Raw genomic sequence first — 13457 nt, 5'->3', positions numbered from 1 at the left:
TGCGTTCAGCGGGCTTAAGCAATGGCAACCAACCGGGAATCAAGGGAAAATCTCACAGTGGCATCAGCTTTTCGAGTGAACAGGACGCGTGCGTTGTCTGCAGGCGCCGTGCTCGCCTTCGTGGCCGCGAGCAGTGCCATGGCACAGGACAACAACGATGCGTCCCAGCAGCCAGCGTCAAACAGCAGCCAATCCCTGAAGCTGCCGCAAAATCCCGAAGTGTTCGGCAATGCCATGCCGTCCGTCGTCAAGGCCACGGCCATCGTGAACGGGGACGTCATCACCCAGACCGACATCGAACAGCGGTTGCAGCTCCTCGTGATCGCGAACGGCGGTCAGATTCCGCCCGAGGAACGCGAGCGGGTGAGCCAGCAGGTTCTTCGCAACCTCATCGACGAGACGCTCGAAATCCAGGCGGCCAAGCAGGAAAAGATCGACATCAAGCCGTCTGACATCGACAAGACGCTGGTGCGCGTCGCGCAGAACGTGAAGCAGTCGCCGGATCAGCTTGCAGCCTACCTCGATGCCCATGGCTCCAACATCAAATCGATGCGACGCCAAATCGAGGGGGAGATCGCCTGGCAACGCCTGCAGCACGCCAAGATCGAGGTCAGCGTCGGCGACGACGAGGTTAAGGCGGTGCTCGACAAGCTCAACGCGTCGAAGGGCACCGAGGAATATCGAGTCGGCGAGATCTTCCTGTCGGCGACCCCCGCGACACAATCGCAGACGCTCGACAATGCCAACAAGATCCTTGCGCAGCTTCGCCAGGGTGCCTCTTTTGCGGGCTACGCCCGGCAGTATTCGGAAGCCTCGACTGCGGCGGTCGGTGGCGACCTTGGGTGGGTACGTCCAGAGCAGCTTCCCGCGCCGCTCGCGACGGCTCTGCGGCAGATGCCGGCAGGAGCGATCAGCGAGCCGATCCAGGTACCCGGAGGCTTTTCGATCATTGCCGTTCAGGACACGCGCAAGATCCTAACTCCCGATCCGCGCGATGCAGTCCTCAGCCTAAAGCAGGTCTCGATCAATTTCCCAAAAGGAACATCTCGCCAGACGGCGGAGCCCATCGTCGCTCGTTTCGCGGATGCCGCAAAGACGATTGGTGGCTGCGGCGGAGCCGACAAAATCGCTTCCGATTTTCATGGCGAGGTCGTGACGAGCGATCAGGTCAAGATGCGCGATCTTCCCCCTGCGCTGCAGCGACTGATGCTGCCGATGCAGGTGGGCCAGGCAACGCAGCCGTTCGGCTCGCTCGACGAAGGCGTTCGTGTGCTGATCATCTGCGGCCGGGACGAGATGGATCAGTCGGCGCCAAGCTATGACGAGATCTACAACCAGTTGAACGAACAGCGCGTCAACTCGCGTGCACAGCGCTACCTTCGCGATCTGCGCCGCGACGCCGTGATCGAGTTCCGCTGATCGAGCAACATCGTTAAGGCGGCTGCCAATGGTCCGCCAGCTGCAATCCCCGCTCGCCGTGTCGCTCGGCGATCCGGCCGGAATCGGCCCGGAAGTCATCGCCAAGTGCTGGGACAATCGCGACGCCTTTGGCCTGCCGCCGTTCGTTGCCATCGGCGATCCTCGCTCGGTCGCGGCGGTCTGGGACGGTCCGATCGAGATCGTCGACGATCCTCGCCAGGCCGATGCTGCATTCGATTACGGACTGCCGCTCATTCAGCTCAACGCTCCCGAGGCGGATTTGCCCGGGCGGCCGAGCGTCCCCGGCGCGCATACCTCTCTCGATTCGCTTGAGATCGCGGTCGGTCTTGCACGCTCCGGCTCCGCTGCCGCAGTCGTAACCGGGCCGGTGGCCAAGGAACAATTATACGCGATCGGGTTCCAGCACCCGGGCCAGACCGAGTTCGTCGCCGAACGCTGCGGAGTGTCGCCCGGCAACGTGGTGATGATGCTTGCCGGTCCAACGCTTCGGACCGTGCCGGTGACGACCCACGTGCCGCTCATCGCCGTTCGCTCGCATCTCAGCAGCGCGTTGATCGAATCGCGTGGGCGCGCGACGCTTCGCGGACTGCAGCGCAATTTTGGAATACCGGATCCGCGGCTTGCCGTTTCGGGTCTCAACCCGCACGCCGGCGAGGGTGGTCAGCTCGGCCGCGAGGAGCTCGACATCATCGAGCCTGCAATCGCGGCTCTTGCGGCCGAGGGCTGGCGGGTCAGTGGCCCGCACCCTGCGGATACCATGTTCCACTTGCGCGCCCGTGCCAATTACGACGCGGCTCTGTGCATGTATCATGACCAGGCGCTGATCCCGATCAAGGCGCTTCATTTCGAAGATGCCGTGAATGTCACTCTTGGCCTTCCGATCGTCCGGACGGCGCCGGATCATGGCACTGCGTTCGATATCGCGGGCCAGGACCGAGCGGACGCAAGGCCCATGGCGGCAGCAATCCGCATGGCCGCCGAGAATGCCATCCAGCGCGTCGAAGTTCCTTGAGCAAGCCGGTTGAGCCGCTCAGAGAAGTCATTGCCCGCCACGGCCTGAGCGCGAGCAAGGCTCTCGGACAGAATTTCATACTCGACCGACAGCTGCTGGCACGCGTCGCTTCGATCCCGGGAGCGCTCGAAGGTGAGCGGGTCTACGAGGTCGGACCCGGGCCAGGAGGTCTTACTCGGGCGCTCCTCGAGGCAGGCGCGAGCGTGGTCGCGGTAGAGCGTGACCGGCGCTGCATCCCCGCGCTGGCCGAGCTCCAGCATGGCTTCGAAGGAAGGCTCGAGGTCATCGAGGCCGATGCGCTGGAGATCGACGAACCGGCCGTTGTGGGGGAAAACGCACATGTGGTTGCCAACCTGCCCTATAATGTTGGCACGGCACTCCTCCTTAAGTGGCTTGGAGGCGACTGGCCTCCCTGGTGGCGTTCGCTGACGCTCATGTTCCAGAAGGAAGTGGCCGAACGCCTCGTAGCCCAGGCTGGAAGCGATGCTTTCGGCCGGCTTTCGGTTGCGGCGCAATGGCGGTCGCGACCACGCATTGCGATGGTTCTCAATCGCTCGGCCTTTGTGCCCCCGCCCAAAGTGACCTCGGCGGTCGTGCACATCGTCCCGACCGAGCAACCCGACGGCGTCTCGCCGGCTGTTCTGGCGCGACTGACCGCGGCTGCCTTTGGCCAGCGCCGGAAGATGCTGCGATCGAGTCTCAAGAAAATGCCGGCGGCGCTTGAGGCTGCAGCGATGCTGGGGATCGACACCGAGCGGCGTGCCGAAACCCTCGGCATCAGCGAATGGGTTGCCCTCGCCCGGGCGCTCAGCGCCTAGTTCGACTTGGGGCTTTCGGGTACTTTTGCGGCTGCGACAGTCGGGCCGCGGCTGATTGCAGCCGAGAGCTGGGCAACCTGCGGGCAAGCCTTGGCGCTGCAAATCGTCTGCAGTTTCTGGAGGTTTGCCTGCGCGCGTGCAGTCGCACCCATCTCCACCATCGCCTCGCCCTGGACGGCGATCGCGTCGGGATCGTTCGGCTCGAGGAGCAAGGCCTTGTTGGTCATCCGGATCGCCTTGCCGAACAGATGCTGCTTCTCGGCGACCCGTGCGATATCGACAAACGCCCCCCGGTTGCGCGGATCGACTGCGAGCGCGGTCTCGAGGAGGTCTTCCGCGGTCTCGAGCTTGCCGGCGGCAATCTGCTCCTTGGCCTGCCGCTGAAGCTCGATCGACTTGGGCGTGATCTGATCGTCCGTCCGCTGGCCCGCAACCGGCGCCGCCAGTCCAATTCCAGCCAAACCGATCAGCAGAAAGCGAGACAAGGACTGCATCAATTTCTCCACGTATCTCCGTCGACTAGCACGGACGACCGAGCCGCGCGACGAAAAAGCCGTCGGTTTGGTCGTGGCCCGGTGTCAAGAGCTTGCCAACGCCATCCGAACGCCCCGCGGCAATGGCCGTTTGCTCACTAATCCACGATGAACGGTCACGAAGGAAGTCGTCAATCTGCTGTGATCCTTCCCGGGACAGGAGGGAGCAGACTGCATAGACGAGATGTCCACCGGGCTTCACGAGCTCGGCGGCGATGCCGAGCAGCCGGCGCTGCGTTGCAACGAGGCGCGCAAGCCGTTCCGGGTTGAGGCGCCACCGGCCTTCGGGATTGCGGCGCCAAGTCCCGCTGCCCGAGCAAGGCGCATCCACAAGAACAAGGTCGCTGTTCTCCCGCCAATCGGCGAGCTCGGCGAGTTCTCGAGGAGGATTGAGCAGTCGTGTCTCTATCTCCGCTCCGGCCCGCTCTGACCGCGGAGCGAGCTTCGACAACCGACTGCGATTGCTGTCGGTGGCGAGGATCGTTGCTCCCGGAGCAGCCGCGGCCAGCGCAAGCGACTTGCCCCCGGCACCGGCGCAGAGATCGAGCATGCGACTGCCGTTTCGGGCCCCGCACGCGACCGCGACGAGCTGGCTACCCTCGTCCTGGATTTCGACAAGACCTGCGGCGAACGCGGGATGGTCGTCGACCCGGCTATCGGGCGGAAGCCGGATACCCCACGGACTTGTGAGACTTGCCTTGCCGCCTGGAAAAGCCTTGAGCATCTCCTCGCGCGATGTCCGTGAAACGTTGACGCGCAGGTCCAGCGGAGCCCGTTCGAGGAGGGCGGGCCACTCTTCCTGATCGACCAGCGGCGACAGCTCGGCGCGAAGCCATTGAGGTATTGTCCCTGAAGGAGCAGCCTGGTCATCCCCGACAATCGGTTCGGGACCGCGGGGTTCTCCGAACAGCCCCGCTAGACCAGGATCATCCTGGGCGAGACCAAGCATTGCTGCCCGGCCGCTCGGCGGCCGCTCCGCCGAGCGGCGGATCATCCGGAACACGAGCTCGCGTACTGCACGCCTGTCCTTCGAGCCCGCGTAGCGGCGGTGCTTGAAGTAACGCGTGACAATGGTGTCCGCGGGCGGACCATCCTCTCCTGCAGCCCTGATCACTTCGTCCAGGATCTCGATCGCGGCCTGAACGCGCGCTGCGGGAGTCATTGGCTAGCGCGTTGGATAGTTCGGGGCCTCGCGCGTGATGGTAACGTCGTGCACGTGGCTTTCGGAGAGGCCCGCGTTGGTGATCCGCACGAATTTCGCGCGCTTCTGGAGTTCCGCGATGGTGGAAGATCCCGTGTAGCCCATCGCGGCTTTTACCCCCCCGACGAGCTGATGAACGATCTCCCGGACAGGTCCCTTGTAGGGAACCTGTCCCTCAATCCCTTCCGGCACCAGCTTCAGGTGGTCCTTGATGTCCTGTTGGAAGTAACGGTCCGCCGACCCGCGGGCCATGGCGCCGACCGATCCCATGCCCCGATAGGCTTTGTAGCTCCGGCCCTGGTAGAGGAAAATTTCGCCGGGCGCCTCGTCCGTTCCTGCAAGCAGCGAGCCGACCATCGCAGTCGAGGCTCCCGCTGCAAGCGCCTTCGCCATGTCCCCGCTGGTCCGGATGCCCCCGTCCGCAATGATGGGGACGTTGCCGGCCCCCTTGAAGGCATCGATGATGGCAGTGAGCTGCGGAACGCCAATGCCCGCGACGATCCGAGTGGTGCAAATCGAACCCGGGCCAATTCCGACCTTGATCGCATCGGCGCCCGCATCGGCAAGAGCCTTGGCGCCGTCCACGGTAGCGACGTTGCCGGCAACGACCTGGACCGAATTGCTAAGGCCCTTCACCCGCTCGACGGCCGCTGCGACGTCCCGGTTATGTCCGTGCGCGGTATCGATCACGACGCAGTCGCAGCCGGCATCAATCAATGCTTCGGACCGGGCAAATCCGGCGTCGCCGACCGTTGATGCGGCAGCGACGCGCAATCGTCCCTCGGCATCCTTCGTCGCAAAGGGTGCTGCGACGGACTTCTCGATATCCTTGACGGTGATCAGTCCGACGCAATGATTCTCCTTGTCGACCACGAGCAGCTTTTCGATCCGGCGCTGATGGAGGATCCGCCGGGCTTCGGCCTCGCTGGTGCCGATTGGCACGGTCGCGAGATTGTCCCTGGTCATGAGTTCGCTGACGCTCTGACGAGGGTTTTCGGCGAAACGGACGTCGCGGTTGGTAAGGATGCCGCAGAGTTTGCCGGATTTTTCGACGATCGGAATGCCACTGATCCGATGCGACTTCATGAGTTCGAGGGCCTCGGCGAGGGTCTGGTCGGGCGCCATCGTAATCGGATTGACGACCATGCCGCTTTCGAAGCGTTTTACCTGCCAGACCGCCGCTGATTGCTCCTCGATAGTGAGATTGCGGTGAAGCACGCCGATACCGCCCAGCTGCGCAAGCGCGATCGCCATGTCTACCTCTGTCACCGTGTCCATGGCCGAGGACAGGACCGGAATGTTGAGAGGAATTTCGCGGGTGAGGAAGGTCCGGGTATCGGCCTGGCTCGGAAGTACAGACGATTCGAGAGGTTGCAGGAGAACGTCGTCGAACGTCAGTCCGAGCGCAATGTCGGGAGTGCTGAGGAGTTGGGCCATATCGGCCCATGACAGGCAAACCCCGATTCGCCAAGTGGGTGCTAGAGCGCTCCGCCCGTTCGTGAGGATCGGCAATCGAGCGACGGCGAAGGACAAGGAGGTGGAGAAGAATTGGGGTATGCGCCGCCCGCTGAAGTCTAGCCCCCTGCCCGTTCCAGCACCCGTCTCGCGGCCTCGATGTGCATGCGCTCGATCATCTCCGCGCCGAACCGCTCCGCACCGCCGTGAAAGGCTTCAATCAGAGCTCTTGCCCGTTCCACTTCGGCATCCGAGGGCGCGAAGGCACGGTGACAGGGCGCAATCTGGACAGGATGGATGAGGCTCTTTCCGTCGAATCCGAGGCTTCGCCCCTCCTCCGCCTCGCTTAGAAACCCGTCAATGTCCTCGATGCTGTTGAAGACGCCGTCGAACACGGCTGCGCCGGCTGCGCGGGCAGCAAGGACGATCATCTGGAGCGAGGTAGAGATCGGTGCGCGAGCGGCATCGAGAGGCAGGTGAAGGTCCGCCTTGAGATCGTTGGTGCCGGCGATGAGCCCTGCGCAGGTCTTAGCGATTTCCGCGGAGGCAAGGACCCCCCCGGCAGTCTCGATCATCGCAAGTACCGGCTTGTTGGACGTCTCGGCGACATCGCTCACGAGGTGCGCCGAGAGGGCCCGGGGAACGACTACATAGTCTGCACCTGATCGAGCCACCGCGTCGAGGTCGAGCGAATGCCACTGGGTCCCGACGCCATTGATTCTGATCGCCACCGGCATTGCCCAATCGGTCGATACAGCTTCAAGCGCAGCACTTCGGGCGGCTGCTTTGTCTTCAAACCTCACCGCATCCTCGAGATCGAGGATGACAAGGTCGGCACCAGCGTCCCTTGCCTTCGCGATCGCCCGGGGGTTCGAAGCCGGCAGAAACAATAGGGAGCGCACCGCAAACAGGTCGCTCCGCCTGTCGTTTTTTTCTTCCGCTACTGTCATGGCCGTCGCATCATGCCCCGGAACAGGGAGAGCGGGGAAGAGAGATGCTGACCACTTTCATGATTGCCGTTGCGATACTGGTGTTCATCTACGTGATGATGGGCGTCAAAATCGTGCGCCAGGGCTATCGCTATACGATCGAGCATTTCGGGCGCTTCGTTCGCGTGGCAGATCCGGGGTTCAACTACGTGACGCCCTTTTTCTATCGTGTCGGCCGCAGGATCAACATGATGGAGCAGGTCCTCGAAATTCCCGGCCAGGAGATCATCACAAAGGACAATGCGATGGTGGCGGTGGACGGGGTCGTCTTCTTCCAGGTGCTGGATCCGGCGAAGGCGGCCTACGAGGTTGCCGACCTCTATACCGCGATCACGGCGCTCTCGACGACCAACCTCAGGACCGTCATGGGCTCGTTGGATCTCGACGAGACTCTCTCGAGGCGCGACGAGATCAACACCAAGCTTCTGGCAGTGGTCGATCAGGCGACCGAGTCCTGGGGCGTCAAGATTACGCGCGTCGAGCTCCGCGACATCCGGCCCCCTCAGGACATCGTCAACGCGATGACCCGACAGATGAAGGCGGAACGCGAGAAGCGCGCCGTCATCCTGGAAGCGGAGGGTATGCGCCAGTCCGCAATCCTCAAGGCCGAAGGCGAAAAGCAGTCCGCCATTCTCCAGGCCGAGGGCTCGCGCGAGGCCGCCTTTCGCGAAGCCGAGGCACGCGAGCGCAGCGCTCAGGCCGAGGCGGCCGCGACCAAGGCCGTTAGCGATGCGATCGAACAAGGTAGCGCCCAGGCAATCAATTATTTCGTGGCGCAAAAATACGTCGAGGCGGTCGCCGAGTTCGCGCGGTCGCCCAACGCCAAGACGATCCTGTTCCCGGTCGAGGCGACCCAGCTCATCGGAACCCTCGGCGGAATTGCCGAGCTTGCGAGGGAAGCCGTCGGAGGCCAGTCGAGCTCGCCGCCGGCAAGAGGGAGGGCTGTTCCGGGGGTCCCCAAGGCGTCCGAATGAGCATCTCCCCTTTCGATCCCGCATGGTTCTGGCTGATCGGCGGCGTTGTCCTTCTCATTGCCGAGCTCATCGCGCCGGGGTTTTTCCTGATGTTCGTCGGCGCGGCGGCAATCATCACGGGTGTCCTTGCGATCGCGCTTCCGATCAACCTTGCTATTCAGCTCGGCGCATTCGCGGTTCTCGCCATCGCCATCGCCCGGATTGGGGGTCGGAAGGCCTATGCCTCGCGCTACGACCACACTAGCGATCCGTCCCTCAACAATCCGGTTCACCGATTGCTTGGACGTGTCGTGATCGTCGTCGAGCCAGTCGACGGTAACGGCGGAAGGGTCCGCGTCGGAGACAGCGTCTGGCCCGCGCGCGGCGGACCGGCTTCTGTAGGGGAACGGGTCCGGATCGTTGATGTCGAGGGCAATTGCCTCAAAGTCGAAGCCGAGCCTCCCCCGCGTTAGCCTTGGCGGACTGCCTCGATATTTGCACGGTCGAATGCGTGGGCGGCATAGGGTCCGTCCGCGTCCACCCAGTGAAGAAACAGGTGCGCGGACCAGCTATTGGGATTGGGCTCGAGGCGGCCATGACGGTGATTGACGCCCCGATACATGACGGCGTCGCCCGCGCTCATCGGAAGCGATGAAAATCCTTCCCCTCCAAAATCCGCATCGACGTCTGCAAGCGGACGCTCGAGGCGACGCTTTTCAATGCTGAGCGCCCAAGGGACATTCTCGCCGAGCTCGACGGTCAGCGACATACTGTGCTCGCACGCTTCACGGTCGGAATGAACGCGGCAGATGTCACCCTTCTGGTAGATGCGGAAATAGGCATAGGACGGCATCAGCGCGCATGCAGCAACTTGGGCGACGCACGGTGTCAGGCCCCAGAGAAAGCCGGCCATCGGCGGGTATTCGAGACTGTAAACTTCGATCGAGGGCATTGTTAGGAGATTGTTGCTGCGCACGAATTGCCGGGTGCGCATGAGACCAAGGTCCTGTTGCAGGCGACCGCGAAAAGCTGCGAGGACTGCGGGCGGAAAGAGCTCCTTCAGGAGCACGAACCCGTCGTTCCTGTAGTGCGCCCGTTCCGACGCGAGGTCGGTCAGCGGACCTGGCGCTGCATTTGCGACCTGCTGCATTGGGTCGAAATTCCTGATCTTGCTTTCGTGGCTTGGTAGGCGGGCCGGGCCGGTCCTTCAACGGGTCCGTTGCAGCGCAAGATCGAACCCGGTGGGCTCCCTCCGAAAGAGCGGTTACACGAGGTTTCCCATGCTCGGGTCCCAGACTGACCGGCCGCCAGACTGTCACCGGGCTCGTTTGGAGCTCGAACCCTCCTCGACGCCGGCTTGAAGGGCTTGTTCCTAGCGCCTGAAATCACCGCGCGGAAACTTGCGGCCGCGCTTCACCGTCAGAACAACCGTGCGGAAGTTGCGCACGTCTTCCAGGGGATTGCGCGCCAGGACCACCATGTTGGCGAGCTTGCCGGCTTCGATACTGCCCAACTCCTTCTCTTCACCCATGGCTCTTGCACCGGTGATGGTCGCCGATCTGAGAACGGCCAATGGCGGCAGTCCCGCAACGTCGTGGAGAAGCTCAAGTTCGTCGAACAGAGAGGGTAGCGGCTCCTTCAGCGGGGTGTCGCCGTCGGTGCCCGCTGAAATTGCGACACCGGAACGATAGGCCTGGTTCGTGAGCCTGCCGGCCAGCGCAACAGTGCACAATGCAGGCTTGTGCTGCTCGCGGGCAGCGGCCTCCACCTCGCGATACACATGGAGCGTTGCGTCGAGGACGGTCCCCCTGCGAGCCAAATCCGCAAAAAGCTTTGCCATTACGGGATTGTCTTGCCGAAACAGCGAAGCATCGACGGGAAAGCGATGCTGGTAGGCGTCAGGCCGCTTCGCCATGGCCTGATATGCAAGGTAGCAGGTGTGGGAAACCGTATCGACGCCCGCATCGACCACCTCGAACGGCGTTGCCGGAAAAACCATTCCGTGAGCCCAGACGCGCATCCCCTGGCGATGTGCCTCGGCCGTGATCTTCGTCACCAGGCTTCCAGGAAGGTTCGCGTAAATCTTGATCGCGGCTGCGTAGGTGCCCTTGGCCCTTGCGATGGCCAGCTCCATGTCGGTGCTGGCGTCGATCGCCTGCTCCCAGGGAACCTCTCCGCCTTTCGCGCCAGCAGCGATCGCCTGAGTGCGCGGATCGTCGAAAAAGCTCCGCCCCGCCATCAGCGCCGCATAAGCGATGTCGGGAGAAGCAATTTCGCCGACGCGGGCCGCGCGCGTGAGGTCGGCGACTTGTCGCAGGTCATCGGCCATGTCGCGGGTCCCTGTGATGCCGCTGTAAACGTCGCGTCTCAGCCGTGCCTCTGCCTCGGCGCGATCAGGCGGCGTCGCGAGATGCTGATGGGAATCGATGAGGCCCGGGATGAGGAACTTGCCGGCAAGGTCGACCTCCTGCGCGCCGGCAAGCTGGCCAGGGCCAACTTGGCTCTCGCGCAGTACCGCCACTATTCGCTCGCCGTCGGTGAGGACGGCCATGCCCGGCTGCATTCCCCGGCCGGTTCCGTCGATCAGCGAGGCGTTTCTGTAAACAACACGAACGCCCTGGTGAGTCGGCTCGTAGGCCGTGGCACCGATCAGGAAGACAGCAGTCAATAACAGGATCGGACCGCGGAAAATCGTCATGAGCACGCTTGTGCCTTGCGCATGTGCCCTAAGGAAGGGCTGAGATGTCCGGCTCGACGAAACCACGGCGCGCCTTCACCGAGAAGAGCAGGCCTGGCGAATAGAAGCGCTGCGGCCAGTCGCGCCTGCCCATCGGGGAGAGCAGCAGCTCGTTGACGAGCTCGTGCAACGGTTCCGACAAGTCTGCTTCGCCGAGGAAGAGGCGGACACCGCGGAGGAACACGCGGGTAATGGTATCGTGATAGCCCTCACTGTCGCTGTTGACGCCGCCAACGCTCTCGTTGAAGCGCTTGATCAGCACTGGCAGCTCCTGATCGAGATCGATCTCAGGACGGCGCAGCAACAGGTAGGTCGTCGCAGCGATATGGGCTTCGTGAGTCCACTCCGGACGTGCCAACGTGCACGACAGCAATCCTTCGCCGATGTGCACGACATCGGCATCGGATGCGAAAAATCTCGGTCTGTATTCGGTCATCGATCGGGTCCTGGGCTGGGCCCGATCGGCGACCGGGCGTTCAGGCGGCTGTGGCTTGGTTCGCTGCTGCTTGCGCTTTGTGCTGCGCCTTTGGAGCAGCTTGGCGCACGCCCTCGTCGACCTGGTCAGCGAACTGCGCGAAGTTCTCGACGAAAAGGTCAACGAGCTTCGCAGCCATTGCGTCATAATCGGCCGTGCTGGACCAGGTCCCGCGCGGATCGAGGATCGACTGATCAACGCCCGGTACCGACACCGGTACCTCGAAACCGAAGTTCGGGTCCTTGCGGAACTCGGCGTTCTTCAAGCTGCCATCGAGCGCGGCATTGAGAAGTGCTCGCGTCTCCTTGATCGGCATTCGCTTTCCAACGCCGTACTTCCCACCGGTCCAGCCGGTGTTGACCAGCCAGCAATCCACCTCGCCCTTGGCGATACGCTCCTTCAGCAGATTTCCGTAGACCGACGGATGACGCGGCATGAACGGCGCGCCGAAGCAGGTCGAGAAGGTCGCCTGCGGTTCGGTAACTCCAATTTCGGTCCCGGCGACCTTGGCCGTGTATCCGGAAAGAAAGTGATACATCGCCTGGTCGGGCGTCAGCTTCGCGATCGGGGGCAGCACGCCGAAGGCGTCGGCGGTCAGCATGACGACGTTCTTGGGCACCGGCCCCAGATTGTCGTCGGACGAGTTCGGAATGAAATCGATCGGATAGGCGCCGCGGCTGTTTTCGGCGAGCGTCGGATCATCGAGATCGAGCTCGCGGGTCACAGGATCGATCACCACGTTCTCGAGCACGGTCCCAAAACGCTTGGTGGTGGCGTAGATCTCGGGTTCTGACTCGGCCGAGAGACGGATCATCTTGGCGTAGCAGCCGCCCTCGAAATTGAAGACTGCGGTATCCGACCAGCCATGTTCGTCATCGCCGATCAAGGTGCGGTTCGGGTCGGCCGAAAGCGTGGTCTTGCCTGTACCAGAGAGACCAAAAAAGATCGCAGTGTCGCCTTTTGCGCCGATGTTTGCAGAGCAGTGCATCGGCATGATCCCGCGCTGGGGCAGGATGAAGTTCAGCAGCCCGAAGACGGACTTCTTCATTTCGCCGGCATAGGCGGTTCCGCCGATAAGGATCAGCTTCTTCGAGAAATTGACGGCGACCACCGTCTCTGTCCGCGAGCCGTGGCGTTCCGGGTCGGCGCGGAAGCTTGGCAGGTCGATGATCACATATTCGGGGTCGAAACCCGGGAGCTCGCCTGCGTCGGGGCGCACAAGAAGGGTGCGGATAAACAGGTTGTGCCAGGCGAGTTCGTTGATGACCCGAACGCGCACGCGGTGCTCGGGCTGCGACCCGCCATAGAGATCGGCGACGTAGAGCTGGTCCTTGCCGGCAAGCGCCTGGAGGAAATCGTCGTGGAGCCGGTCGAACGCCTCGGGGTCCATCGGCTTGTTGCCGTTGTTCCACCAGATCACGTTTTCGGTAAGCGAGTCCTTCACCGTGAACTTGTCCTGGGCGCTGCGTCCGGTGTGATGCCCGGTGCGAACGACCAGCGGCCCGTCCTTGGCGAGCAGGCCCTCGCCGCGCCGAACTGCATGCTCGACCAGCGGCGCGGTCGTCAGGTTCCAGAAGATTTCCGCGCCGGTAGCAATGCCCTGCGCCTCAAGTCCGCTATGCGGCACGCGATCACTCACGTCGAAATCACCCTTTTTCAAAATGTTGCTGCGGCGGCGGCCCTAAGGCCAGCCGCCGCACGCTCTGGGGCGCCTATAACCCCGAAAAAGTTCCGCGGTCAAAACGGAAGAGCGCCGTTCGCCCCCATTGGGGCCCAAGATGGCGCGAACAGGTCCCGCATCCGAACATATTGCTTCCCCAGCGCGTCATTTGCTGTGCGCCTTG

13 protein-coding genes are annotated in these 13457 nt (G+C 63.0%); 5 read left to right on the top strand and 8 right to left on the bottom strand.

What is annotated here, in order from left to right:
• Positions 1-21: 21 nt before the first annotated feature.
• From V8192_RS07350 to rsmA, 3 genes are read left to right on the top strand one after another with little or no spacing between them, the layout of a single operon-like run.
• Positions 22-1419, top strand: coding sequence for a peptidylprolyl isomerase (locus tag V8192_RS07350; protein ID WP_373276333.1), 1398 nt, complete (start codon positions 22-24; stop codon positions 1417-1419).
• A gap of 28 nt (positions 1420-1447) precedes the next feature.
• Positions 1448-2452, top strand: a complete 1005-nt coding sequence (pdxA, locus tag V8192_RS07345) for a 4-hydroxythreonine-4-phosphate dehydrogenase PdxA (RefSeq protein WP_341632432.1) — start codon at positions 1448-1450, stop codon at positions 2450-2452.
• Positions 2449-3270: a 16S rRNA (adenine(1518)-N(6)/adenine(1519)-N(6))-dimethyltransferase RsmA gene (gene rsmA, locus V8192_RS07340; RefSeq protein ID WP_341632431.1), complete on the top strand. Its 822-nt coding sequence runs from the start codon at positions 2449-2451 to the stop codon at positions 3268-3270. The genes pdxA and rsmA overlap by 4 nt, the downstream gene beginning before the upstream one ends.
• On the opposite strand, the gene V8192_RS07335 is transcribed toward rsmA, so the two are convergent.
• From V8192_RS07335 to V8192_RS07320, 4 genes are all read right to left on the bottom strand, one after another.
• Positions 3267-3764 carry a tetratricopeptide repeat protein gene (locus tag V8192_RS07335; protein WP_341632430.1) on the bottom strand — a complete coding sequence of 166 codons (498 nt, stop codon included), beginning with the start codon at positions 3762-3764 and terminating at the stop codon, positions 3267-3269. The genes rsmA and V8192_RS07335 overlap by 4 nt on opposite strands.
• A gap of 25 nt (positions 3765-3789) precedes the next feature.
• Entirely contained in the window at positions 3790-4965 is a 1176-nt protein-coding gene (locus V8192_RS07330) for an RsmB/NOP family class I SAM-dependent RNA methyltransferase (protein WP_341632429.1), read from the bottom strand.
• A gap of 3 nt (positions 4966-4968) precedes the next feature.
• A complete protein-coding gene (gene guaB, locus V8192_RS07325) occupies positions 4969-6441 on the bottom strand; it encodes an IMP dehydrogenase (protein WP_341632428.1) in 1473 nt (490 codons plus the stop codon).
• 137 nt (positions 6442-6578) lie between these two features.
• A complete protein-coding gene (locus V8192_RS07320) occupies positions 6579-7409 on the bottom strand; it encodes an HpcH/HpaI aldolase/citrate lyase family protein (protein ID WP_341632427.1) in 831 nt (276 codons plus the stop codon).
• Positions 7410-7453: 44 nt separating this feature from the next.
• On the opposite strand from V8192_RS07320, the gene V8192_RS07315 reads away from it, so the two are divergent.
• Both V8192_RS07315 and V8192_RS07310 read left to right on the top strand, forming a co-directional pair.
• Positions 7454-8422: an SPFH domain-containing protein gene (locus V8192_RS07315; protein ID WP_341632426.1), complete on the top strand. Its 969-nt coding sequence runs from the start codon at positions 7454-7456 to the stop codon at positions 8420-8422.
• A complete protein-coding gene (locus V8192_RS07310) occupies positions 8419-8874 on the top strand; it encodes an NfeD family protein (protein WP_341632425.1) in 456 nt (151 codons plus the stop codon). The genes V8192_RS07315 and V8192_RS07310 overlap by 4 nt, the downstream gene beginning before the upstream one ends.
• Here the strand turns inward: V8192_RS07310 and V8192_RS07305 are convergent.
• The 4 genes from V8192_RS07305 to V8192_RS07290 all read right to left on the bottom strand — a co-directional run bounded on the left by V8192_RS07305 (position 8871) and on the right by V8192_RS07290 (position 13252).
• On the bottom strand, positions 8871-9551 hold the full coding sequence (locus tag V8192_RS07305; RefSeq protein WP_341632424.1) for a hypothetical protein: 681 nt from the start codon (positions 9549-9551) through the stop codon (positions 8871-8873). The genes V8192_RS07310 and V8192_RS07305 overlap by 4 nt on opposite strands.
• A 222-nt stretch (positions 9552-9773) precedes the next feature.
• A complete protein-coding gene (locus tag V8192_RS07300; protein ID WP_341632423.1) occupies positions 9774-11099 on the bottom strand; it encodes an amidohydrolase family protein in 1326 nt (441 codons plus the stop codon).
• A 28-nt stretch (positions 11100-11127) separates the two neighbouring features.
• On the bottom strand, positions 11128-11574 hold the full coding sequence (locus V8192_RS07295; RefSeq protein WP_341632422.1) for a hypothetical protein: 447 nt from the start codon (positions 11572-11574) through the stop codon (positions 11128-11130).
• 40 nt (positions 11575-11614) lie between these two features.
• A complete protein-coding gene (locus V8192_RS07290) occupies positions 11615-13252 on the bottom strand; it encodes a phosphoenolpyruvate carboxykinase (RefSeq protein WP_341632421.1) in 1638 nt (545 codons plus the stop codon).
• Between the last annotated feature and the right edge of the window lie 205 nt (positions 13253-13457).

The sequence above is a fragment of the Sphingomonas agri genome (assembly GCF_038148795.1).
Lineage (GTDB): Bacteria > Pseudomonadota > Alphaproteobacteria > Sphingomonadales > Sphingomonadaceae > Sphingomicrobium > Sphingomicrobium agri.
This window is presented reverse-complemented; position numbering and strand designations above follow the sequence as displayed.

Excerpts from the sequence above, each read along its gene's own strand:
- V8192_RS07350 (WP_373276333.1), top strand. The coding sequence starts at position 22 with ATGGCAACCAACCGGGAATCAAGGGAAAATCTCACAGTGGCATCAGCT.
- pdxA (WP_341632432.1), top strand. The coding sequence starts at position 1,448 with ATGGTCCGCCAGCTGCAATCCCCGCTCGCCGTGTCGCTCGGCGATCCG.
- V8192_RS07335 (WP_341632430.1), bottom strand. The coding sequence starts at position 3,764 with ATGCAGTCCTTGTCTCGCTTTCTGCTGATCGGTTTGGCTGGAATTGGA.
- V8192_RS07330 (WP_341632429.1), bottom strand. The coding sequence starts at position 4,965 with ATGACTCCCGCAGCGCGCGTTCAGGCCGCGATCGAGATCCTGGACGAA.
- guaB (WP_341632428.1), bottom strand. The coding sequence starts at position 6,441 with ATGGCCCAACTCCTCAGCACTCCCGACATTGCGCTCGGACTGACGTTC.
- V8192_RS07320 (WP_341632427.1), bottom strand. The coding sequence starts at position 7,409 with ATGACAGTAGCGGAAGAAAAAAACGACAGGCGGAGCGACCTGTTTGCG.
- V8192_RS07315 (WP_341632426.1), top strand. The coding sequence starts at position 7,454 with ATGCTGACCACTTTCATGATTGCCGTTGCGATACTGGTGTTCATCTAC.
- V8192_RS07310 (WP_341632425.1), top strand. The coding sequence starts at position 8,419 with ATGAGCATCTCCCCTTTCGATCCCGCATGGTTCTGGCTGATCGGCGGC.
- V8192_RS07305 (WP_341632424.1), bottom strand. The coding sequence starts at position 9,551 with ATGCAGCAGGTCGCAAATGCAGCGCCAGGTCCGCTGACCGACCTCGCG.
- V8192_RS07300 (WP_341632423.1), bottom strand. The coding sequence starts at position 11,099 with ATGACGATTTTCCGCGGTCCGATCCTGTTATTGACTGCTGTCTTCCTG.
- V8192_RS07295 (WP_341632422.1), bottom strand. The coding sequence starts at position 11,574 with ATGACCGAATACAGACCGAGATTTTTCGCATCCGATGCCGATGTCGTG.